Annotated in this window: 22 protein-coding genes; 9 read left to right on the plus strand and 13 right to left on the minus strand. The window is 61.4% G+C overall.

Annotated features, from left to right (window positions below):
• Window positions 1-82: 82 nt before the first annotated feature.
• The 4 genes from rpsP to JL39_RS23955 all read right to left on the minus strand — a co-directional run bounded on the left by rpsP (window position 83) and on the right by JL39_RS23955 (window position 3,000).
• Window positions 83-457 (minus strand): 30S ribosomal protein S16, encoded by a 375-nt coding sequence (gene rpsP, locus JL39_RS23940; RefSeq protein ID WP_037156665.1) that lies wholly within the window; start codon window positions 455-457, stop codon window positions 83-85.
• A gap of 60 nt (window positions 458-517) precedes the next feature.
• On the minus strand, window positions 518-835 hold the full coding sequence (locus JL39_RS23945) for a chorismate mutase (RefSeq protein ID WP_037156667.1): 318 nt from the start codon (window positions 833-835) through the stop codon (window positions 518-520).
• Window positions 836-850: 15 nt separating this feature from the next.
• Complete coding sequence (gene ffh, locus JL39_RS23950) at window positions 851-2,440, minus strand: signal recognition particle protein (protein WP_037156672.1); 1,590 nt, start codon at window positions 2,438-2,440, stop codon at window positions 851-853.
• A 230-nt stretch (window positions 2,441-2,670) separates the two neighbouring features.
• Entirely contained in the window at window positions 2,671-3,000 is a 330-nt protein-coding gene (locus JL39_RS23955; RefSeq protein ID WP_037156674.1) for a nuclear transport factor 2 family protein, read from the minus strand.
• An 829-nt stretch (window positions 3,001-3,829) separates the two neighbouring features.
• On the opposite strand from JL39_RS23955, the gene dapF reads away from it, so the two are divergent.
• From dapF to JL39_RS23985, 5 genes are read left to right on the plus strand one after another with little or no spacing between them, the layout of a single operon-like run.
• A complete protein-coding gene (gene dapF, locus JL39_RS23965; RefSeq protein ID WP_037156678.1) occupies window positions 3,830-4,732 on the plus strand; it encodes a diaminopimelate epimerase in 903 nt (300 codons plus the stop codon).
• Window positions 4,729-6,003, plus strand: a complete 1,275-nt coding sequence (gene mtaB, locus JL39_RS23970; protein ID WP_037156680.1) for a tRNA (N(6)-L-threonylcarbamoyladenosine(37)-C(2))-methylthiotransferase MtaB — start codon at window positions 4,729-4,731, stop codon at window positions 6,001-6,003. Before dapF ends, mtaB begins: the two co-directional genes overlap by 4 nt.
• A 20-nt stretch (window positions 6,004-6,023) precedes the next feature.
• Complete coding sequence (gene ftsY / locus JL39_RS23975) at window positions 6,024-7,598, plus strand: signal recognition particle-docking protein FtsY (RefSeq protein ID WP_037156681.1); 1,575 nt, start codon at window positions 6,024-6,026, stop codon at window positions 7,596-7,598.
• 51 nt (window positions 7,599-7,649) lie between these two features.
• Entirely contained in the window at window positions 7,650-8,300 is a 651-nt protein-coding gene (locus JL39_RS23980) for a septation protein A (protein WP_037156682.1), read from the plus strand.
• Complete coding sequence (locus tag JL39_RS23985; RefSeq protein ID WP_037156684.1) at window positions 8,297-8,887, plus strand: DUF2585 domain-containing protein; 591 nt, start codon at window positions 8,297-8,299, stop codon at window positions 8,885-8,887. The genes JL39_RS23980 and JL39_RS23985 overlap by 4 nt, the downstream gene beginning before the upstream one ends.
• Here the strand turns inward: JL39_RS23985 and JL39_RS23990 are convergent, their stop codons facing one another.
• The 5 genes from JL39_RS23990 to ccmA all read right to left on the minus strand — a co-directional run bounded on the left by JL39_RS23990 (window position 8,888) and on the right by ccmA (window position 12,110).
• Window positions 8,888-9,493 (minus strand): DsbE family thiol:disulfide interchange protein, encoded by a 606-nt coding sequence (locus JL39_RS23990; RefSeq protein WP_037156686.1) that lies wholly within the window; start codon window positions 9,491-9,493, stop codon window positions 8,888-8,890. It lies immediately after the preceding gene.
• Complete coding sequence (gene ccmD, locus JL39_RS23995; RefSeq protein ID WP_037157268.1) at window positions 9,490-9,675, minus strand: heme exporter protein CcmD; 186 nt, start codon at window positions 9,673-9,675, stop codon at window positions 9,490-9,492. Before ccmD ends, JL39_RS23990 begins: the two co-directional genes overlap by 4 nt.
• Window positions 9,676-9,680: 5 nt before the next feature.
• Window positions 9,681-10,439, minus strand: a complete 759-nt coding sequence (locus JL39_RS24000; RefSeq protein WP_037156688.1) for a heme ABC transporter permease — start codon at window positions 10,437-10,439, stop codon at window positions 9,681-9,683.
• Window positions 10,440-10,483: 44 nt separating this feature from the next.
• Window positions 10,484-11,143 carry a heme exporter protein CcmB gene (ccmB, locus tag JL39_RS24005; RefSeq protein WP_037156690.1) on the minus strand — a complete coding sequence of 220 codons (660 nt, stop codon included), beginning with the start codon at window positions 11,141-11,143 and terminating at the stop codon, window positions 10,484-10,486.
• A gap of 322 nt (window positions 11,144-11,465) precedes the next feature.
• Window positions 11,466-12,110 (minus strand): heme ABC exporter ATP-binding protein CcmA, encoded by a 645-nt coding sequence (gene ccmA, locus JL39_RS24015; RefSeq protein ID WP_037156692.1) that lies wholly within the window; start codon window positions 12,108-12,110, stop codon window positions 11,466-11,468.
• Window positions 12,111-12,379: 269 nt separating this feature from the next.
• On the opposite strand from ccmA, the gene acnA reads away from it, so the two are divergent.
• The 4 genes from acnA to JL39_RS24035 all read left to right on the plus strand — a co-directional run bounded on the left by acnA (window position 12,380) and on the right by JL39_RS24035 (window position 17,776).
• Window positions 12,380-15,073 carry an aconitate hydratase AcnA gene (gene acnA / locus JL39_RS24020; protein WP_037157272.1) on the plus strand — a complete coding sequence of 898 codons (2,694 nt, stop codon included), beginning with the start codon at window positions 12,380-12,382 and terminating at the stop codon, window positions 15,071-15,073.
• A gap of 317 nt (window positions 15,074-15,390) precedes the next feature.
• On the plus strand, window positions 15,391-16,128 hold the full coding sequence (locus tag JL39_RS24025) for a sulfite exporter TauE/SafE family protein (protein WP_200884000.1): 738 nt from the start codon (window positions 15,391-15,393) through the stop codon (window positions 16,126-16,128).
• Window positions 16,129-16,339: 211 nt separating this feature from the next.
• On the plus strand, window positions 16,340-17,089 hold the full coding sequence (locus tag JL39_RS24030; protein ID WP_037156694.1) for a thioredoxin family protein: 750 nt from the start codon (window positions 16,340-16,342) through the stop codon (window positions 17,087-17,089).
• A 297-nt stretch (window positions 17,090-17,386) separates the two neighbouring features.
• The gene (locus JL39_RS24035; RefSeq protein WP_037156696.1) at window positions 17,387-17,776 is read left to right on the plus strand and encodes a DUF2794 domain-containing protein; all 390 of its coding nucleotides are present in this window, start codon (window positions 17,387-17,389) and stop codon (window positions 17,774-17,776) included.
• 1 nt (window position 17,777) lies between these two features.
• Here the strand turns inward: JL39_RS24035 and JL39_RS24040 are convergent, their stop codons facing one another.
• From JL39_RS24040 to JL39_RS24055, 4 genes are all read right to left on the minus strand, one after another.
• Window positions 17,778-18,335 carry a GNAT family N-acetyltransferase gene (locus tag JL39_RS24040; RefSeq protein WP_037156698.1) on the minus strand — a complete coding sequence of 186 codons (558 nt, stop codon included), beginning with the start codon at window positions 18,333-18,335 and terminating at the stop codon, window positions 17,778-17,780.
• Between the two features lie 107 nt (window positions 18,336-18,442).
• Entirely contained in the window at window positions 18,443-19,180 is a 738-nt protein-coding gene (locus JL39_RS24045; protein ID WP_037156701.1) for a Bax inhibitor-1/YccA family protein, read from the minus strand.
• 233 nt (window positions 19,181-19,413) lie between these two features.
• Window positions 19,414-21,957: an ABC transporter permease gene (locus tag JL39_RS24050; RefSeq protein ID WP_037156703.1), complete on the minus strand. Its 2,544-nt coding sequence runs from the start codon at window positions 21,955-21,957 to the stop codon at window positions 19,414-19,416.
• The gene (locus JL39_RS24055) at window positions 21,954-22,664 is read right to left on the minus strand and encodes an ABC transporter ATP-binding protein (RefSeq protein WP_037156705.1); all 711 of its coding nucleotides are present in this window, start codon (window positions 22,662-22,664) and stop codon (window positions 21,954-21,956) included. Before JL39_RS24055 ends, JL39_RS24050 begins: the two co-directional genes overlap by 4 nt.
• Window positions 22,665-22,708: the final 44 nt, after the last annotated feature.

Raw genomic sequence — 22,708 nt, forward strand, 5'->3', positions numbered from 1 at the left:
CTTTGTGCAATCAAAAGCAAACAGCAAAACGGGCAGCACAAAGATGTGCCACCCGTCAAAAGCGATCCGAACGGAGAGAGAATTATTCCGCTGCGGCTTCGGTGGCTGCGGCTGCTGCGTCGGCGACCTTCTGAGCCTTCTCGGCTGCACGCTCCTGGGCCTTCTTGCCCGGCTTTGCCTTTTCCGGGTTGCTGCGGGCTTCGCGTTGGGCAACGCCGGCTTCGGCGAGGAAACGCAGGACGCGGTCGGTCGGCTGGGCGCCGTTGTCGATCCAGTGCTTGATGCGCTCGGCATTCAGTTCGATGCGCTTGGCGTCATCCTTGGCGAGCATCGGGTTCCAGGCGCCGAGCTTTTCGAGGAAACGGCCGTCGCGGGGCGAGCGGGCGTCGGCAACGACGATATGATAGTACGGACGCTTCTTGGAGCCGCCGCGGGCGAGACGAATTTTCAGGGACATTGATTTACTCCTTGGGTTTTTCTTGAGGCCGCCATCAGGCGGGCTGGTCTTCGATATGTTCTAAGCGGTTTCTTTCGTGCCGCCATGTTCGGCGGCGATGGCTTCATGATGCCGGATGACTTCCTTGATGACGAAGTTCAGAAACTTCTCGGCGAAATCCGGGTCCAGATGTGCTTCCTTCGCCAGACGGCGAAGGCGTTCGATCTGGTATTCCTCGCGCGCCGGGTCGGCCGGCGGCAGATTGTACTGGGCCTTCAGGACGCCCACCTCCTTGGTGCAGCGGAAACGTTCCGCCAGCATATGCACCAGCGCCGCGTCGATGTTGTCGATCGACTGGCGGTAGCTTGAAAGTCTTGCTTTGACTTCGGGGTCAACCACGAACGTCCTCCCTCATCACTTCTTCTTGGGCAGGCCGGGAAGCCCCGGGAAGCCGCCGCCCAAACCCGGCAAACCACCGGGCAGCTTGCCGGCGCCAAGGCCGGGAAGTCCGCCCATGCCACCGCCGGGCAGGCCCGGCATCGAGCCCGGCTTCAGGCCTGCGGCCTCGGCCTGCTTCTGCAGCGCTTCGATCTGCTTCGGGTCGAGCTTGGAAAGGTCGGGCATGCCGCCCATCCCGCCCATTCCGCCGAGACCCATCTTCGAGGCAAGGCCGCCCATCATCTGCTTCATCATGCCGCCCTTGCCCTTGCCGCCCATCATTTTCATCATGTCGGCCATCTGGCGGTGCATTTTCAGAAGCTTGTTGATGTCGGAGGCATCGGTGCCGGAACCGGCAGCGATGCGCTTCTTGCGGGAATGCTTCAGGATATCGGGATTGGCGCGTTCGGCCTTGGTCATCGACTGGATGATAGCGATCTGGCGATCGAACATCTTGTCGTTCATGCCTGAGGCGGCGAGCTTGTCCTTCATGCCGGCCATGCCCGGCATCATGCCCATGATGCCGCCCATGCCGCCGAGCGACTTCATCTGTTTCAGCTGTTCGGCGAGGTCGTTCAGGTCGAACTTGCCCGACTGCATCTTCTTCGCCATCGCCGCGGCTTTTTCCGCATCGATGTTTTCCGCAGCCTTTTCGACCAGCGAGACGATGTCGCCCATGCCCAGGATGCGGTCGGCGATCCGGCGGGGATGGAATTCCTCCATCTCCGTCATCTTCTCGCCGGTGCCGATCAGCTTGATCGGCTTGCCGGTGACGGCGCGCATCGAAAGAGCAGCACCGCCGCGGCCGTCGCCGTCCATGCGGGTCAGGACGAGACCTGTGATGCCGACGCGCTCGTCGAAATTGCGGGCCAGGTTGACCGCGTCCTGGCCGGTGAGGCTATCGGCGACGAGCAGGATCTCATGCGGATTGGACTTCCGCTTGATCTCCGCCATTTCCTGCATCAACGGTTCGTCGATATGGGTGCGGCCGGCGGTATCGAGGATGACGACGTCATGGCCGCCGAGTTTTGCCGCCTGCACGGCGCGCGCGGCGATATCGGTCGGCGACTGGCCGGCGATGATCGGCAGCGTGTCGACGCCGGTCTGGACGCCGAGCTGACGGAGCTGCTCCTGGGCTGCCGGGCGGCGCGTGTCAAGCGACGCCATCAGCACTTTCTTCTTTTCGCGATCGGTCAGCCGCTTGGCGATCTTTCCGGTCGTGGTCGTCTTGCCCGAGCCCTGAAGGCCGACCATCATGATGACGACGGGAGCCACAGCATGCAGGTCGATGCCCACACCCTCCGAGCCCAGCATCTCGACGAGCTCGTCATGGACGATCTTGACGACCATCTGGCCGGGCTTGATCGATTTGAGGACTTCCGCGCCGACGGCCTTTTCACGAACCTTGTCGGTGAAGGACCGGACGACTTCCAGCGCCACGTCCGCTTCCAGAAGCGCACGGCGAACCTCGCGCAGGGCGGCGGAAACATCCGCTTCGCTCAATGCGCCACGGCCGGTCAGTCCACTCAAGATGGAGCCAAGACGGTCCTGGAGGCTTTCGAACATCGTTTCTTCCTTCTCGCGTTTCGGGGATTTCCAGAAACGTCGGGTCTCTCCGCGACAAAAACAAGACACAAAGCCAAAAAGCACCCGAGGGCGCAACGCGCTGTCGGGTGTTGACCTCCGGGCTCAGTCTATCGGCCCCGGTCGGCGGCTCCAAGTTCTCGACTTGTCAGCAGATCGCCGGGCTTAAACAGGAAAGGGGCGGGAAAGTCAAGGCTTGCCAGTGCACGTCCCTAAACGTCCCGCCCGAAGTAAACCTCGATCGAAGCGATCCGGTCACCCTGGAAGGTCATCAGTTCGAGATTGCGGAAAGCGCCGCCGGCGACCTTTTCTCCCTTGTATCCGACGACAACCTCATCGCCACTGACGAACAGCCGTTCCACGACGATATGGCTGAAGATCGGCGGTTGCGGCCAGCAGCGCTCGAAATACATGGCCTTGTCAATATGGTCGTCGCGTGGGCTCGAAAAAGTAAAATCATCCGTCAGCAGCGGATCGGTCAGGTCTTTTCGGTTGGCCAGGTAATTGGCGAAGAGCTTCCGAACGGTTTCCGCCTTATCCATATCCGTCTCCTTATCTGATTGCATTATGCAATCAGTTTGAGGCAAAGATATGGCGGCGTTGGTTGTTTGAGGAGGTCAGTGCGCCGATCCGATCTCCCCTTGAGGGGGAGATGCCCGGCAGGGCAGAGGGGGGTATGGTGAGGTAAATCAAAGCCTTGGCAAAAATCGACAGGAAAAACGTCTCTGTTCATCCCCGCCCTCTCACCTTGTACCTACAATCTCCCCGTCCCGCATCGGATACACCGGAAGGCGTTCCGGCGAGGCGGGGCTGGCGCGGGCGGTGAGGGTAAGACGCAGAACCTCATCGTCCGGGTCCGCGGAAAATGGTCTCCCTCCGGCGACACGGGGGAAGCGAAAAGGTTGCGGACCGGCCTTTCGCTTCTGATGCCCGAACAGCGCGCCGGGCGTGGCGAGCATGTCCCGCCCGGCTTTGCCGGGCGAAAGGTACATGCTCCACTTAAAGAGCCAAAGCCGGCTATCCGCGATCTCTGATCGCGGGCGGCTTTGGGGCGGCACACATGGTGGCCCGACGGATGGTTTCGCCGGATTTCTTGTCCGTCGATCCAATCGAAAGCCCGGCGGCAGAAAACCGTCCGGAAGGGCCAAGGCAGAGGGATCGGAGTCGCGGGCATAAACCGCCGAACGGGGCGCTGAGAGGTGCTACCCAAAACTAAAACTCAAGAGGCAGCTTTCAGCGCCCCGTCCGAAACGAAGTACCGACCATCACCAAGGGGTGAGTCTATCCATCTGCGCCCACTGGTAATTTCCCCGCATTTCCGCCATATACGCCCCAAGAGACCGGCATTTTGCCCGGAATGGATTGAGCGTCATGGCAGATATGGTCGAATTCGCGAAGATGAACGGGCTTGGCAACGAGATCCTGGTCATCGACATGCGCGGCCGCACCGACAAGGTGACGCCGGAGGCCGCCATTGCTCTGAACGCCGATCCTGCCTCCCGGTTCGATCAGATCATGGCGATCCACGATCCGAAGGCGGAAGGCACCGATGCCTTTATCGACATCCTCAACTCCGACGGTTCCAAGGCGCAGGCCTGTGGCAACGGTACGCGCTGCGTCGTCCAGGCGCTTGCCGCCGAGACCGGCCGCAAGGCCTTCACCTTCCAGACGGTCGCGGGCATTTTGAACGCTCGGGAGCACGAAGACGGCACGATCTCGGTCGACATGGGCAAGCCGGTGTTCGAATGGAACCGCATTCCACTCGCGGAAGAATTCTTCGATACGAGCCGTATCGAACTGCAGATCGGGCCGATCGATCGGCCGGTGCTGCATTCGCCGTCGGTCATGTCGATGGGCAATCCGCATGCGATCTTCTGGGTCGATCGCGACCCGATGAGCTTCGATCTCGAACGTTTCGGGCCGCTCCTCGAAAACCACCCGATGTTTCCGGAAAAGGCCAATATCACGCTGGCGCAGGTCACATCCCCCTCGTCGCTCCGCACCCGCACCTGGGAGCGCGCTGCCGGGCTGACGCTTGCCTGCGGTTCGGCGGCTTGCGCCTCTGCTGTGTCCGCCGCGCGCACCGGCCGCACCGGCCGCAAGGTGACGATCGATGTCGCTTCCAGCCCGGTCCGCCAGCCGCTCGTCATCGAATGGCGGGAAGACGACCATGTCGTGATGACCGGCCCGGCCGAATGGGAATGGTCCGGCAAGGTCGATCCTCAAACAGGCAGCTTCACACGAGACCAGGAGCGGGAGGCCGGGGTCAATTGAGCGGCGTCGATGTCATCACCTTCGGCTGTCGGCTCAACACCTATGAATCGGAAGTGATGCGGGCCGAAGCCGAAAAGGCGGGGCTCAACAATGCGATCCTCGTCAATACCTGCGCCGTCACCGGCGAGGCCGTCCGCCAGGCCCGCCAGGCGATCCGCCGCGCCCGGCGTGAAAATCCGCATGCCCGCATCATCGTCACCGGCTGCGCCGCCCAGACGGAAAAGCAGACCTTTGCCGACATGGCGGAAGTCGATGCCGTGCTCGGCAACGAGGAGAAGCTGAAAAGCGTGTCCTACCGTGCGCTTCCGGATTTCGGCGTCTCGGCGGAAGAGAAGCTGCGCGTCAACGACATCATGAGCGTCAGGGCCACGGCGCCGCAGATGGTCAGACATATCGACGGGCATGTGCGCGCCTTCATCCAGGTGCAGAACGGCTGCGACCACCGCTGCACTTTCTGCATCATCCCCTATGGCCGCGGCAATTCCCGGTCCGTGCCGATGGGCGCCGTGGTCGATCAGGCCCGCAAACTCACCGAAAGCGGCTATCGCGAGATCGTTTTGACCGGCGTCGATGCCACCAGCTACGGCGCCGATCTTCCCGGTCAGCCGTCACTTGGCTACCTGGCGAAGACATTGCTGAAACAGGTGCCGGAGATTCTTCGCCTGCGTCTCTCCTCTATCGACAGCATCGAGGCGGACAAGCACCTCTGGGACCTGATCGCCGACGAGCCGCGTTTCATGCCGCATCTGCATCTTTCCCTGCAGCACGGCGACGACCTGATCCTGAAGCGGATGAAGCGCCGCCATTCGCGCGCCGATGCACTCGCCTTCACCGAACAGGCGCGGCGGCTCCGACCCGATATTGCTTTCGGGGCCGACATGATCGCGGGTTTCCCGACCGAAACGGAAGAAATGTTCGGGAATGCCGCGACGCTTGCGGAAGAGGCCGGTATCTCCTTCCTGCACGTCTTCCCCTACAGCCCGCGGCCCGGCACGCCGGCGGCACGCATGCCGCAGCTCGACCGGGCGCTGGTCAAGGATCGCGCAGCAAGGCTGCGTGCCCGTGGCGAGGTGCTGCATCGGGCACACCTTGATCGCATGGTCGGCACCGAGCAGTCGGTCATCATCGAGAACAATGGCATGGCCCATACTGAAAACTTTTCGCTGGTTGCGGCACCCGGCCTTGTTCCCCGCGACTTCAAGCGCGTTATCATTACCGGCCATGACGGCAGACATCTGGACATGCAGGTGATGCCTGCCCTGGCGGCATAACCGGAACGGATTGATCTCTCATGGCATTGGGCTTCATCAAACGCGTCTTCACCTTCGGCAAGCCCGCCGAAGAGCAGGCACCTGAGGCTGAAAGGCCGGAAGACGTTGCAGCCGTAGAAGCGGAGCTCGAACCGAAATCCCGCGACGAAGACCTGCCGGTTTCGCCCGTCGATCCGGTGGCGCCAACGGAGATCGAGACAGCGGGTGGACCTGCGGCGGATAGCGTCGGCGAGGATGAGGCCCGGTCGGCTGCGCCTTCCGAACCGGAAGCGGCCGACGACGAGGATGTTTCTCCGCTCCTTCCCGCTGCGGAAGCCAATACCGATATCGGCGTGGTGCCGTTGTCGCTTCTTCAAGCGGAAGCCGAGGCTGAGGAAGAAGAGGTTGCATCTGCGGAAGCACCCCCCTCTGCCCTGCCGGGCATCTCCCCTTCAAGGGGGGAGATCACGGATGAGCCGCCTCATCCGGCATTGGACGAAACTGCCGCAGATTCGAAGCCTGCTTTAGGGCAGGGAGCGAGCCGCGACTCGATCTCCCCCCTTGAGGGGGAGATGCCCGGCAGGGCAGAGGGGGGTGCTTCCTCGGAAGATGAGGCTAGAGAAGCCCCCGTCCTCCCCAAAGGTTTTTCCGCTTCCCGCCCGGAACCCCCGCCCGCGCCGGTTGCTCTTCAACCAAAACTCACCTGGTTCCAGCGCCTGCGGGCAGGTCTTGCCCGCACCTCATCGCAGCTTACCGGCCAGATCACGGCGCTGTTCACCAAGCGCAAGCTGGATGAGGACACGCTGGAGGAGCTGGAAGACCTGCTGATCCAGGCGGATCTCGGCGTCGAGACGGCCATGCGCATCACCGGTGCGCTGTCCTCGGAGCGCTATGGCAAGGACGTCACCGGCGAGGACGTCTCGCGCATCATGGCTGGCGAGATCACCAAGGTCCTGTCTCCGGTCGCCAAGCCGCTACAGCTCGATCTCAATCACAAGCCGCATGTCATTCTCGTCGTCGGCGTCAACGGCACGGGCAAGACGACGACGATCGGCAAGCTCGCAGCAAAGCTCTCCGGTGCCGGCCTCAAGGTCATGCTTGCCGCCGGCGACACCTTTCGCGCGGCCGCAATCGAGCAGTTGAAGATCTGGGCGGACCGCACCGGATCGGAATTCATCGGCACCAGGCTCGGTGCGGATGCGGCAGGGCTTGCCTATGACGCCTACGAACAGGCGCGCGCCAACAAATCGGATGTTCTCATCATCGATACGGCCGGCCGGCTGCAGAACCGCACCGAGCTGATGGCCGAACTCGAAAAGATCGTCCGGGTGCTGGGCAAGCTCGATCCGGATGCGCCGCACACGGTTCTCCAGACGCTGGACGCCACGACCGGCCAGAACGCCATGCAGCAGGTGGAGATCTTCCGCAACGTGGCGGGCGTCAGCGGTCTCATCATGACCAAGCTCGACGGCACGGCGCGTGGGGGCATCTTGGTCGCCATCGCCGCCAAGCACAAGCTGCCGGTCTATTTCATCGGCGTCGGCGAGGGCGTCGACGACCTCGAACCGTTCGAGGCGCAGGATTTTGCCAGCGCTATTGCCGGTTTGACGCATTGATGACACAGAAAGACGATTTGGCTTTGCCGGTACGAGTTAAAGTTGGAACCCATGCAGACGATTGAAAGCGACATCACGCCGACCAAGGAAGAAAAGCAGCATCCCATGCTGAAGCTGGCGCTCGAAATCGGCCCGCTTCTCGTCTTCTTTTTCGGCAACCTGCGCGGTGAATGGCTCGTCGCGAAATTCCCGGCGCTTTCGGCGATCGGCGGGCCGCTTCTCATCGCGACGGCCCTCTTCATGGTCGCGACCGTCGTTTCGCTGGTCATATCGAAGATCGTCTTCCATCATCTGCCGGTCATGCCCTTCGTTTCCGGCATCGTGGTCATGATTTTCGGCTCGCTGTCGATCTGGCTGCAGGACGAGACCTTCATCAAGATGAAGCCGACCATCGTCAATTCGCTGTTCGGGGTGACGCTGCTTGTGGGGCTGATGTTCGGCAAATCGTTGCTCGGCTATGTCTTCAACGCCGCATTCCAGCTTGACGAAACAGGCTGGAAGAAGCTGACGCTCCGCTGGGGCATCTTCTTCCTGTTCCTCGCCGTGCTGAACGAGGTGGTCTGGCGCAATTTCTCCGATGCGGTCTGGGTCAACTTCAAGGTCTGGGGCACGATGCCGATCACCATCGCCTTCACACTCGCCCAGATGCCGCTCATCATGCGGCACACAATTGCCGAGCCCGCTGTGGAAACCGAAAAGTGACGGCATTCGACCTTTCCTCCTCCGGCTCCTCGTCAAAGCGCTGGCTGCTTGCCGCGCTTATCCTCTTCTTGGGCCAGATTGCCATTCTCTACTGGATGGGCCGTATTCCGATTTGCGAGTGCGGGTTCGTGAAGCTCTGGGAAGGCGGGGTGAACACCAGCGGCAACTCGCAGCACCTGTCCGACTGGTACACGCCGTCCCACATCATCCACGGCTTCCTTTTCTACGGTCTCGGCTGGCTGATCCTGCGCCGCGCGCCACTCACCGGGCGGCTTTCGCTGGCGATCCTGATCGAGGCGGCCTGGGAGATTGCGGAAAACTCGCCGATCATCATCGATCGCTATCGTACCGCGACCATGGCGCTCGGCTATACCGGCGACAGCATCATCAATTCGGCGATGGACACCGTCTTCATGGTGATCGGTTTCTTCGCCGCCGCGCGCCTGCCGGTCTGGCTGACGGTCGTGATCGCGATCTTCTTCGAGCTGCTGACCGGCTTCATCATCCGCGACAACCTGACCCTCAACGTGCTGATGCTCATTTGGCCGGTCGATGCGATCCGCGAATGGCAGGCGGCGCTGCCCTGATCAGCTCTTGGCGGCTGTCGCCTTTTCGATCGCCGGCATGAGTTCCTGGGTCAGGCTGCGCTCGTCGAAAGGCCCGACGCGTTTGTAGAGGATCGTGCCGTCCGGCCCCACCAGATAGCTCTCCGGAATGCCGTAGACGCCCCAGTCGATCGCCGCCTTGCCGTTCGGATCGACGCCGATTGCCTTATAAGGATTGCCGAGTTCACCGAGGAAACGCAATGCGTTGTCATTGCGGTCCTTGTAGTTGATGCCGACGATATTCAGCCGGCTGTCATCGGCCAGGGCCTTGAGGATCGGATGTTCCTGCCGGCAGGGCACGCACCACGAGGCGAAGACGTTGACGAGCGTCAGCTTGCCGGTGATCGCAGCGTCGGTCAGAGCGGCCGTGTTCGAACCTTCGAGCGGTGGGAGCGAAAGTGACGGGGCTTTTTTGCCGATCAGCGCCGAGGGGATGGCGGAAATGTCGCGGCCGTTGACGTCCTGGTCGTAGAGCATCTTGCCGGCAACGCCTGCAAAGCCGAGGAAAACAATGAGCGGGATCAGCGCCAGCGCGTAGCGTGCGAAGCCTTTGCGCTGTACCGGCTGGTTTTCGGTCTCGACGCTCATGATGCGTCACCCTTCGCCAGGTCACCCTTGGGCTGTGCTGAACGGCGGCGGATACCGGAGGCTTCGAGTTCCGCCAGTTCCTTCTGCCGGGCGCGGCCGTCAAGCCATACCCAGCCGATCAGACAGAGGGTAATCAAGGCGGTGACCGCATAGGACATGGAGATGTAGAACGTATGCGTCATCATCCTTAAGCCTCCCGTCCGGCCATGCGCGCCGCCATGCGGCGCTGGGCGGCAATGCGCCTGCGCCAGATCTCGTTGCGCATCGCCATCACATGCAGGGTGAAGAAGAGCAGCGTAAAGGCAATGGCCATGATCAGCAGGGGCCACAGAAACTCCGGATCGATGGTCGGGCCATCCATGCGGACGACGCTCGCCGGCTGGTGCAGCGTGTTCCACCAGTCGACCGAAAACTTGATGATCGGAATGTTGACGAAGCCGACGAGGATGAGAACGGCGGAGACGCGCGCGGCCCTGGAGGGATCGTCCATGGCGCGGTTCAGCGCGATCAGGCCGAGATACATGAGGAAGAGCACGAAGACGGAGGTCAGCCGCGCATCCCAGACCCACCAGGTGCCCCACATGGGCTTGCCCCAGAGCGAGCCGGTGGCGAGCGCAATCAGCGTGAAGGCGGCGCCGAGCGGGGCGGCCGCCTTGTGGCTGACGTCGGCGAGCGGATGGCGCCAGACCAGCGTGCCGATCGCCGAAGCGGCCATAACCGTGTAGCACATCATCGACAGCCAGGCGGCCGGCACGTGGATGTACATGATGCGAACCGTCTGGCCCTGCTGGTAATCGCCTTCCGTCGTGAAGCTCAGATAAAGCCCTATGGCAAAAAGGATCGCCGTGATCGACGCCATCCAGGGCAATATCCGGGCCGCAAGTGCCAGGAAGTGTGTCGGATTGGCGAGATCGCTGAACTTGGTGATGGCGAGGCTTTCTGACATGGAATCTTTCTAAACTGCCATAGCGCTGGATGTCTTGATTCTAGTCAATCGCCGGCATTCTTCAACGCCAGTGCCGCACCGAGCGGGCCGAGAACGGCAAAAAACATCGTGATCGCCACTAATATCAGGAAAGGCGGCATAAACGGGGCAGGATCCTCGACCGCCGCGTAGGAGGCGCTGACACCGAAGATCAGCACCGGAATTGCAAGCGGCAGCACGAGGATCGAGACCAGAAGGCCGCCGCGAGGCAGCGCCACCGCGACCGCCGCGCCGACCGCGCCGATGAACGTGAGTGCTGGCGTGCCGACCAGCAGCGTCAGCATGGTGGCGCCGATCGCAACCTCGTTCATGTTCATGAAGAGGCCGAGAAGCGGTGAGGCGATGACGAGCGGCAGGCCGTTGCCGAGCCAATGCGCCAGGCACTTGACGAGCACCGTCAGGACCAGCGGATGTTCCTGCATCAGCAGGAGGTCGAGAGACCCATCTTCTCGATCGGTCTGGAACATACGGTCGAGGCCTAAAAGGGCGGAAAGCAGTGCGCCGATCCAGACGATCGCCGGGCCGATGCGCGACAAGAGATTGAGGTCCGGGCCGACGCCGAAGGGGATGACGGCGACCACCGTCATGAAGAACAAGACGCCGATCAGCGCCCCTCCGCCGGCGCGCACCGAAAGTTTCAGGTCGCGGAGAAGGAGGGAGATCATGGAAAGCGCTCCGCCATTGCTCCTGGCCCTTCGCTTCGTCTCATGGCGTTCGGCGCTGCAATCGATTCACTGGATCGATTGCTCTGCACCGCAGATCGCGTCTCACTCCCCTCTGCCCTGCCGGGCATCTCCCCCTCATGGGGGGAGATCGGCAAGACGCACAGGCTTCCCAAAATGTCGATCGTATTCAACACCGCTTCGGCAGCCGAAAGCCTGTGTTTGGGCCGAGACTTCGCCGCTATTCGATCTCCCCCCTTGAGGGGGAGATGCCCGGCAGGGCAGAGGGGGGTAACGAGGATATGAAGAGGGAAGTAAAAGGCCATCACCACATCCCCTCCATCACACCCGTAAATCCCGTCATCGGCAGTTCTTTCGCATTCTCCAGCCCTAGCGGCTGGTGGGTCGCGGCGAGCACGATGCCGCCATCGGCCAGGTGCGCCTTGATCAGGTTCGTGAAGACGCTTTCGGCGTTCACATCGAGTGCCGCGGTCGGCTCGTCGAGGATCCAGACCGGCCGATGAGCGACAAGCAGCTTGGCGAAGGCCATGCGGCGCTGCTGTCCCGCCGAGAGGTAACCGAAGGGAAGATGGGTGATGTCGCCGAGGCCGACGGCTTCCGCCGCTTCACTGATGGAGACCCCCTGGCCGCCCTCGAAATCGCCGAGGAACTCCTTCCAGAAGGAGAGGTTTTCAAAGACCGAGAGTTCCGCCTTCATGGCGTTGCGATGGCCGAGATAGTGGCAGGCCTCGGCCGCGCGCATCCCTGATTCGGCTGCGTCGGAATGCCATGTCACCCGACCGGTTTCGGGATGCAGCAATCCCGCCACCACCCGCAGCAGGGTTGATTTTCCGGACCCGTTCCGCCCTGTCAGAACAAGGCTTTCACCGGTCCCCAGGTTAAAAGAGATGCCCTTGAAAATCAGGTCCTGCCCGCGTCTGGCGCTCAAATTTTCGGCCGTCAGCCGCATGTCGGAGACCTTCGTTCGGGTTTCGCTCGCCCCTATCCAAAAAATTGTTCGAGATGGGGCTTCAAGTGTCTGGAACCCTTCTTAGAAATTATCTATAAGCACTGCAACCACGCCAGCGGCCGGCGTGATTTCCATCTTGCGCCGAACCTGAAGACCCACAAATCTTCTCGTGCGGACAGCGGAAATGGTCGCACCCGCATCCTGATGTGCATGAAGTGCATAGGCGTCCGCACGCGCGTGTTGGCTCTATATCAGCGGGGTTGTTTTCCGTGACCAAATCTCTCGACAGCTTCAATTGTCGTTCCGTCCTGACCGTGGGCGGCAAGGACTACGTCTATTACAGCCTGCCCAAGGCAGAGCAGAACGGTCTTCCGGGCGTCTCGAAGCTTCCCTTCTCCATGAAGGTCCTTCTCGAGAACCTGCTCCGCTTCGAAGACGGCCAGTCCGTCACCAAGGAACAGATCCTTGCTGTTGCCGAATGGCTGAACAACAAGGGGCAGACCGAAGCCGAAATCGCATATCGCCCGGCCCGCGTGCTGATGCAGGATTTCACCGGCGTTCCGGCGGTGGTCGACCTTGCCGCGATGCGCGACGGCATCAAGGCGCTTGGCGGTGATCCGGAAAAGATCAATCCGCTCGTTCCGGTCGATCTCGTCATCGACCACTCGGTCATTGTCGATGAATTCGGCACGCCGCAGGCCTTTGCCCGCAACGTCGAGCTGGAATACCAGCGCAACGGCGAACGCTACCGCTTCCTGAAATGGGGCCAGCAGGCGTTCAAGAATTTCCGCGTCGTTCCGCCCGGCACCGGCATCTGTCACCAGGTCAACCTCGAATATCTCGGCCAGACCGTCTGGACCAAGGAAGAGGATGGCGAAACGGTCGCCTATCCTGACACCTGCGTCGGCACCGATTCGCATACCACGATGATCAACGGCCTCGGCGTTCTCGGCTGGGGTGTGGGTGGTATCGAAGCAGAAGCCGCCATGCTCGGCCAGCCGGTCTCGATGCTGCTGCCGGAAGTCATCGGCTTCAAGCTGACCGGCAAGCTGAAGGAAGGCGTCACCGCGACCGACCTCGTGCTGACCGTCGTGCAGATGCTGCGCAAGAAGGGCGTGGTTTCGAAGTTCGTCGAATTCTTCGGCCCGGGCATGGACAACATGCCGCTCGCCGACCGCGCCACGATCGGCAACATGGGTCCGGAATACGGCGCGACCTGCGGCTTCTTCCCGGTCGACGGCGAAACGATCAACTATCTCAACATGTCCGGCCGCACGAAGGAGCGCATCGCGCTCGTCGAGGCCTATTCGAAGGCGCAGGGCATGTGGCGCGAGGGCGACGGTTCCGACCTCGTCTTCACCGATACGCTGGAACTCGACCTCGGCGACGTCGTGCCGTCGATGGCCGGCCCGAAGCGCCCGGAAGGCCGCATCGCGCTCGAAAACATCGCGTCCGGCTTTGCCGGTTCGATGGACACCGACTACAAGAAGCCCGGCCAGCTCAATAACCGCTATGCGGTCGAAGGCACCGACTTCGATCTCGGGCATGGCGATGTGGCGATTGCCGCCATTACGTCCTGCACCAACACCTCCAACCCGTCGGTGCTGATCGCTGCCGGCCTTCTCGCCCGCAATGCGGTCGCCAAGGGCCTCAAGACCAAGCCCTGGGTCAAGACTTCGCTGGCGCCCGGATCCCAGGTCGTCGGCGAATATCTCGCAAAGTCCGGCCTGCAGGCTGATCTCGACAAGCTCGGTTTCAACCTCGTCGGGTTCGGCTGCACCACCTGCATCGGCAATTCCGGTCCGCTGCCGGCGCCGATCTCCAAGACGATCAACGACAAGGGCCTCATCGTTTCGGGCGTGCTCTCGGGCAACCGCAACTTCGAAGGCCGCATCTCGCCGGACGTCCAGGCGAACTACCTTGCCTCGCCGCCGCTCGTCGTCGCCTATGCGCTCGCCGGCACGGTGCAGAAGGACCTGACTTCCGAGCCGCTCGGCGAAGACCAGAACGGCAAGCCGGTCTACCTCAAGGATATCTGGCCGACCTCGAAGGAAGTGCAGGAATTCATCCTGAAATACGTCACCCGCGAACTTTACGAAACCAAGTATGCCGACGTCTTCAAGGGCGATGCAAATTGGCAGGCGGTCAACGTTCCTCCGGGGCAGACCTATGCCTGGGACGACGACTCGACCTATGTCCAGAACCCGCCCTACTTCGTCGGCATGGGCAAGAAGGGCAGCGGCATCAAGGACATCAAGGGCGCCCGCGTCCTCGGTCTCTTCGGCGACAAGATCACCACCGACCACATTTCTCCGGCCGGTTCGATCAAGGCCGCTTCGCCCGCCGGTGCCTACCTTACCGAGCACGGCGTCGCGGTTGCCGACTTCAACCAGTACGGCACACGGCGTGGCAACCATGAAGTGATGATGCGCGGCACGTTTGCCAATATCCGCATCCGCAACCACATGCTCGGCCCGAACGGCAAGGAAGGTGGCTACACCATCCACTATCCGTCGAAGGAAGAGATGTCGATCTATGACGCGGCCATGAAGTACAAGGCTGAGGGCGTTCCGCTCGTCATCTTCGCCGGCGTCGAATACGGCAACGGGTCGTCGCGCGACTGGGCGGCCAAGGGCACCAACCTGCTCGGCGTCAAAGCGGTCATCGCCCAATCCTTCGAGCGCATCCACCGTTCGAACCTGGTCGGCATGGGCGTCGTACCCTTCGTTTTCGAGGAAGGTACGACCTGGGCAAGCCTTGGTCTCAAGGGCGACGAGACGGTCACCATCGAGGGCCTGGAAGGCGACATCAAGCCGCGCGAGTGGAAGACCGCCAAGATCACCTACGGCGACGGTACGGTGAAGGAGATCAACATCCTTTGCCGCATCGATACGCTCGACGAGGTCATCTACATGAACAACGGCGGCATCCTGCAGACCGTTCTTCGCGATCTTGCCGCCTGATCTTGTCGGATGGTCACCCGCCGGCGAAGGTCGGCGGGTGAATTGCGGAAGAGTGTAGATTCCCACTCAAATCCCCTCACCTGCGATTTCCAGCACTTAGCTTTCAGCTAAGATGTTGAAATCGCTTTCTCTCCCCAAGGGGAGAGATCGGGATGCCGCGCTGCCACGAGTCTACCTCTCCCTTGGTGGGAGAGGTTACAAAATCAAGAGCTTAGCGTAGCTAAGTCTTAGATTTTGTTGATGAGGGGGTAAGCCCTACCTCCAATACATGTGTCGCCTCTCATCCAGGTGAGACTCGCTAACTTAAGGTTCCGCCCTTGACCGTCGTCATCCTCATTGGAATGGCCGTCATCGTTTTCCTGACATCGCTGCTTTCGGGGATTTTCGGAATGGCGGGCGGGCTGATCCTGCTTTGGGTGCTGCTCTTCCTGTTTCCCGTCGGGACCGCAATCGCCATCCATGGCGTCATCCAGATGGTGTCCAACGGCTCGCGCGCCTGGTTCTCCCGCGCCTATATCGACTACAGGATCCTCGGTATCCTCGGCCTGGGCCTCGTCATATCGAGTATCATCCTTTTGATCGTCGACTATCAGCCGGATATCATCGTCGTATCGATCGCGATCGGCCTGATGCCGATCCTCGTCTGGCTGCCGGTCTCGAAGCTGCAACTCGATGCGTCCAAGCCTCACCACGCCCTCATCTGCGGGTTGATCGCCGGAGCATTGACCGTGGGCGTTGGCGTTTCCGGTCCGACGATCGACATCTTCTTCATCCGAACGATGATGGACCGGCGCAAGGTAATCGCCACCAAAGCCGCGGTGCAGGTCGCCTCGCATGCAACAAAGGTGGCGTTCTACTGGAACGCGGCAACCGCACTGCCGCCGACCGACTGGATCTCGATCCTGATCGCCGCGCCAATCGCCATCCTCGGCACGCGCGCTGGCAACGACATCCTGCAGAGAATGACGGATCAGAATTTCCGCGCCTGGACGCGCTGGATCGTCACCGGCATCGGAGCCGTCTATTTCACCCAAGGGCTGCTGAAACTGATCTGACTTTGCCGGGACCTGTGGAGGAAGGTGTGGCATGCCCACAATCGCCGCTGACAAAGCCGATCAATTATCCGGTCCTCACCCCTTCGTGACTTTCTCTTGAGGGGGCGGGACGGTTACCTTCCGCCATCCGATCCTCCAGGCCATTCGATTGTTCTTGATCACCAGGGGCAATCGTGGATAACAGTTGCCCTGATAAAAAGGTCTGCCACCCATGCTGTTCCGTCTCCGCTCCATTATCGTGCTTGCGGGCCTGCTTTATGCGGGCGTCGCTCCGGCGGGGGAGGTAAGGGCGCCGAAGGGCGTGGTCGAACTTTTCACGTCTCAAGGTTGTTCCTCGTGCCCTCCGGCGGACGCCACTTTAGGTGAGCTGGTGGCGCAGGGCGATATCATCGCGCTCTCCTATCACGTGGACTATTGGAACTATCTCGGCTGGACCGACACGTTGAGCTCGAAGGAAAACACCGAGCGGCAATACGGCTATGCCAAGACATTCGGCCGCAGCGGCGTTTATACGCCGCAGGCGGTCATCAACGGTCGGGATCACGTCAAGGGCAAGGATCTCTCCATCATAAACGGCAAGGTGAAGGAACTCCGCGAGACGGACAAAGGGCTCATCGTACCGGTCACGGCTGCCATGCGCGGCGACGAGATCGAGATCGAGATCGGCGGAGGCAAGGGGCAGGCCGATGTCGTCGTCGCCTATTTCACAAAACGTCAGCAGGTGGAAATCACAAAGGGCGAGAACAGCGGCAAGACCATGGACTACTGGCACAGCGTCTATGACGTGCAGTCGGTCGGGACGTGGAACGGCCAGAGCATGAAACTCACGCTGCCGGGCAAGCTGATGGGCAAGTCCAAGAAAGACGGCTGCGCAATCCTGTTACAGACGTCCGGTCCGGGTGGTGAGCCGGCGGCAATCCTCGGCGCAACGATCCTGATGGCCGGCCGCAAGAAATACTGACCGCGAAGCGGTTCGTCGGCTCACTGTGCTTTTCGGAATAAGGTGTCGGCGGCCCGGTCCAGGAACATTGGGGGGCTGGGGGTAAGGGTCAATGCACCAGACCGGGCCATATGGCGCTGAAATCGCGCCAACCAACGCGGAGCAATCTCGCTTCGAAATCGGGCACTGTTTTGTTCGAAATGGGGCAAGAATAAAAACGTATGAACGCGCATGAGGCTGGCTTCGGCCCGGGGTTGATTTTTTAAGGCTCTCGGGCACACTGTCACATCTCCGACATCTAGTGATTTGGGAGCCTTGATGACCGATCAGCCGGAATTGCCCGGGGGAGAAAGATCCCAGGATGCACCCGTCGTCGTCAATCTCAGCGAATACCGGCAGAGCCGCGATCCCGTTCCGGTGACGTTTCATCGGCGCGAGCTTGACGCGATCTTAAAAATCTACGGCCGCATGGTCGGAGAAGGGGAGTGGAAGGATTACGCGATCGATCACCTCAAGGATCGGGCGGTCTTTTCCATCTTCAAACGGTCGGGCGAGACGCCGCTCTTCCGGATCGAGAAGAATCCCAAACTGGCCAACAAGCAGGGCGCCTACTGTGTGCTCAATACGCACGGTATGATCCTGAAGCGCGGCCACGAACTGCCGCAGGTCCTCAGGGTCTTCGACAAGATGCTGAAGCTCATCGACTGATCTATTCGGTGAAGAGCGTCCCGGGATAAACAGCCGGGTCGGGGCTCGCCGTGGCACCTTCGCCCAGTGCAATCTGCATCATTACCGTGTCCAACCATCTGCCGTGCTTGAAGCCGGTGCCCTTGAGCGTGCCGGTCAGTTCGAAGCCGAGGCTTTGATGCAGCGCTACGGAAGCCGGGCTCGCGCCACCGATGACGGCCACCATCTGCCGGAAGCCGAGCGCGGTGCAACGGGCGAGCAGTTCTCGCAGAAGCGCCTTTCCGACGCCCCGGCCGCGGGCCGCCGGAGCGAGGTAGATCGAATCCTCCACCAGCCAGCGATAGGCGGGGCGGGTCCGGAAGGCCGAAGCGTAGGCATAGCCGAGAAGCGTGCCTTCCTCATCTTCGGCGGCGATATAGGGATAGGCCCTGGCCCTGATCGCCTCGTAACGGCTCGTCATCTCGGCCTGGTCGGGCGAGATGATCTCGTAACTCGCGGTGCCGTTCAGCACGCTGTCGCGATAGATTTCGGTGATGGCTGGAAGATCGGCTTCTGTGGCGTCGCGGAGGCGGAAGGTCATTGGCGGGCGGGTTTGTGGAAGGTGACGATCGAATCTATGCCGAGGCGCGCGAGCGGGCAATAAAAAAGCGGCCCGCAGGCCGCTTTTTCAGTTCTTGTTCCACGCCGTTATTCTTCGCGATTGCCGAGGAACTGCAGCATGAACATGAAGAGGTTGATAAAGTCGAGGTAGAGCGTCAGGGCGCCCATGATCGCCTTGCGGCCCATGACTGCGACCTCGTCACCATCATAATACATTTCCTTGATCTTCTGCGTATCGTAGGCGGTAAGACCTGCGAAGATCAGGACGCCGATCACCGAGATGGCAAAGCCCATCGCAGAGGACTGCAGGAAGATGTTCACGATCGAGGCGATGATCAGACCGAAGAGGCCCATGATCAGGAACGAGCCGAAGCCGGACAAACTCTTCTTGGTCGTGTAGCCGTAAAGCGACAGGGCGCCGAACGAGGCCGCGGTGACGAAGAAGGTCTGGACGATGCTCTGGCCGGTGAAGACCAGGAAGATCGAGGACAGCGACAGGCCCATCAGCGCGGCATAGATCCAGAAGGTCATCTGCGCAGCCGGGACGCTCATCTTATGGACGCGGAAGCTCAGGAAGAAGACCATCGCCAGCGGAGCCAGCATGACCACCCACTTGAGCGGAGAAGCATAGAGAAGCTGGGCGAAGGCCGGATTGGAAACCGCCAGAGCGTAGGTGCCATAGGCAGCTACACCGGTGATCGCCAGACCGAGAGCCATCAGGTTATAAACCCTGAGCATGTAGGCGCGAAGGCCTTCGTCGATCATGGCACCGGATTGGGCGCGGGTCTGCGCCATTCGGTTCTGGTAGTTGTTGAAGTCAGCCATTGTTTCCTCTTTAAGCTCCGGAATTATTCACGGTGTCGGGCCCCCTTTTTCAACAGACCCAGGCGCCGCTGCGGAGCTCCAGCAAGCCTGCTGTCAATATGATGTGAGATCGATTTACATACAAGAGGCGTGAGAAGCGAAAACGCAAACCAAAGCGGCGATTTAGCAACCTATGGGACGCTTTGACAGTAATTTGATCCGAGAGTTAACGGAAAATGCTACCGATGCTTGAATCAGAGCTCCCGAAGGACCGGCGCGGCCTTTTGGCCGAGGATGCGCCAGGTGCCTGCAAGCCCGATTCCGACCGTCAGGACCAGTGAGACAACGAGCGTGACGACTGCGACATCGGGCAGGAAGGCCGACGGTATCTTCATAATGCGGCTCACGACGAACCAGGCAGAGATGCCGCCGGCGAAAAGGGCGAAGACGGCGGTCGCGGCGCCCAGGATCATGTATTCGTAGCTGAAGGCGCGCATCAGCATGTTTCGCGTACCGCCGAGGGTTTTCAGGATGACCGCATCATGGGTGCGGGCCCGGTTGCCCGCGGCGAGGGCGCCGGACAGAACCAGGACGGAGGCGATGAGCGCGACAGCCGCTGCAGCGCGGATCGCCGTCGCCAGCTGACCGACGAGCCGGTCGACAATGTCGATCGCGTCCTTCACCCTGACGCTGGTGATGGTCGGATAGGCATTGGTCACGGCCCGGAGGATAGAGGCCTCCTGCTGAGCCGTGGCGGAGGGATCGGTCAGCGTGGCGAGCCAGGCATGCGGAGCGCCGCGGAACGTATTGGGCGAGAAGACCATCACGAAGTTGATGGAGAGCGATTCCCATTCCACCTGGCGTAAATTGGCGACGCGAGCCGTGATGTTGCGGCCGAGTACATTGACAGTGACGGTGTCGCCGAGCTTCAGGCCGAGTTCGCCGGCTTCTTCCGCCGAGAAGGAGACGAGCGGCTCGCCGGAGTAATCGGCCGGCCACCACTCGCCTGCCGTCAACGTCGAATTCTCGGGCAGCTTTTCCTCGTAGGTGATGCCGCGGTCACCGCGCAGCACCCAGCGTCCGGCGGGCGGCACATTCATCTGCGTCACGTCCTGACCGTTGAAGGCAAGAATGCGGCCGCGCAGCATCGGCACCTGGGTCACTTCTCCTTCAGGCATCTGCTGTTTCAGGATATTCAGGAAACCATCCCGTTCGGCCCCCTGAATATCGACGAAGAAGAAGTTCGGCGCCTGCCGGGCGATCTGGCCTGTGAGCTGCCGGCGCATGTTGCCGTCGATCAGCGCCAGCGTCACGAGGAGGGCAAGACCGAGACCCAGCGACAGGACGACGGAGGGCGTGAGAGCGCCGGGCCGATGGATATTGCCGATCGCAAGCCTCAGGGCCGGCGAGTTCACGCGCGGGCTTCTTCTCGCGAGGGTGGCAATGAGGACGGCGACGAGACGAAGCAGAATGAAAGCGCCTGCCACCGCGGCCAGGAAGACCGAGGCGATGAACCTATCCTCGGCCGAGGCGATCGAAAGCGCGGCCAGCGCGGCCAGCGCCAGACCCGCGGCGATAATATAGGGCCAGGAGGGCAGGCGTGTGTTGTCGAATGTCTGTTCGCGGAAGAGCGCTGTTGCGGGCACTTCACGCGCATGACCAAGCGGCAGTATCGCGAAGGCGAAGGTGATCAGAAGGCCGAAGAGAGCGGCGAGCGCCAGCGCCGACGGATAGAAGGTCGTCTCCTTCGGTATGGGCAGAACGCCTTCCAGGAATTGCAGCGCAACAAAAGGTGCGACTGCACCGATGACAAGCCCGATGACGATGCCGATCCCGGCAAGAGCCAGGATCTGGATGAGATAGATCAGAGTCACGACCGGAGCCGGTGCGCCCAAGCACTTGAACGTCGCGATCGTCGTGCGCTTCGCATCGAGGAAGGCCCGTACGGCATTGGCCACACCCACGCCGCCGACGATCAGGGCGGTCAGTCCGACGAGCGTCAGGAATTGCGAGAAACGGTCGACATTCTCGGTCAGCGACGGCGCCGCACGATCGCTTACACGTATCGACCAGCCAGCGCTTGGGAACTCCTGGTTGGCACGAGCCTGAAGCGTCGAACGCGTGGATGGATCGTCGAGCCGCACCTTATAGGCATGTTCGACAAGGCTGCCGGTGGTGATCAGGCCAGATGCGCCGAGCGCATCGCGGCTGACGAGCAGGCGCGGCGCAAAACCGAAGCCGTCGGAAAGAGCATCGGGCTCCGCGGTGATGGTGCCGCGCAAGGTCAGCCTGGTATTGCCGAGCAGGATCTGGTCGCCGTCCTTGATGCCGAGGCGCTCCAAAAGCAAAGGAGCGGCCAGCGCGCCGAACGCGTCACCGTTCTTTGCAAGGAGATCGACAAGCGGCGCCGACGGTTCGGAACCGAAGGTGCCGTATAGCGGATAGGCGTTGTCGACAGCTTTCACCTCCACCAGAGCCTGATCCGAACCGTCCGGCTTGCGTGCCATGGAGCGCAGGCTGGTGGAAACGGAGACCTGGCCGAGGCTATCGAGGAAGGCGCGCTCCTCGCCCGTCGCTTCCCGATTGTTGAGTTCGAAGCGGACGTCTCCTGCCAAAATCTCCTGGCCCTGGCTTGCGATGGCGTCCGTAATGGCGCGCGAGACGGAATTCACCGCGGCAATCGCGCCAGTGCCAAGCGCGATGCAGGCGAGGAAGATATAGAAACCCGCCAGGCCGCCGCGCATTTCCCTGAGCGCCAGGCGGAAGGAAATGGCAATGCGGGGGAGTGTGCGTCTCATGCGGAAACCGCCTGCACCGGAACCTGAGGCACCGTATCTGCGACGATCTCGCCGGAACGGACACGGATCTGCCGCGAGCAGCGGGCCGCAAGCGCATTGTCGTGGGTGACGAGCAGCATGGTCATGCCGCGTTCGGCCTGCTTTGCAAAGAGGAGATCGGCGATCTGCCGCCCGGTCTCGGTGTCGAGATTTCCGGTCGGTTCGTCGGCGATCAATACGGCAGGCGAAGGCGCCAGCGCCCTGGCGATCGCCACGCGCTGCTGTTCGCCGCCCGAAAGCTGGCCCGGATAGTGGGTCAGCCGCTCGCCGAGGCCTACGGCGGTCAGCTCCCTTTTGGCGGTATCGAATGGGTTCTTCACATTGGCGAGTTCGAGCGGCACGGCGACATTTTCCAACGCCGTCATGTTGGCGATCAGATGAAAGGACTGGAAGACGATGCCGATATTGCGGCCACGAAAGTCGGCCAGAGCATCCTCGGACAGCCTGTGGAGAGCAACGTCGTCGATGAATATTTCACCACTGTCCAGGCGCTCCAGGCCGGCCAGAACCATCAGAAGCGTCGACTTGCCGGAGCCTGAAGGGCCGACAATTCCCACCGCTTCGCCGGCACGGATTTCAAGGTCGATCTTCTTCAATACATGCACGGAGGCTGCCGCACTACCCAATGTTAGGTCAGCCTTCTTCAGCGTGATGATTGTTTTAGTCAAAGCGAACCGTCCTATATTAGCCGTGAAGCTGAACCCGAATGCCG

It is taken from the genome of Rhizobium sp. YS-1r (assembly GCF_000757525.1).
GTDB lineage: Bacteria > Pseudomonadota > Alphaproteobacteria > Rhizobiales > Rhizobiaceae > Neorhizobium > Neorhizobium petrolearium.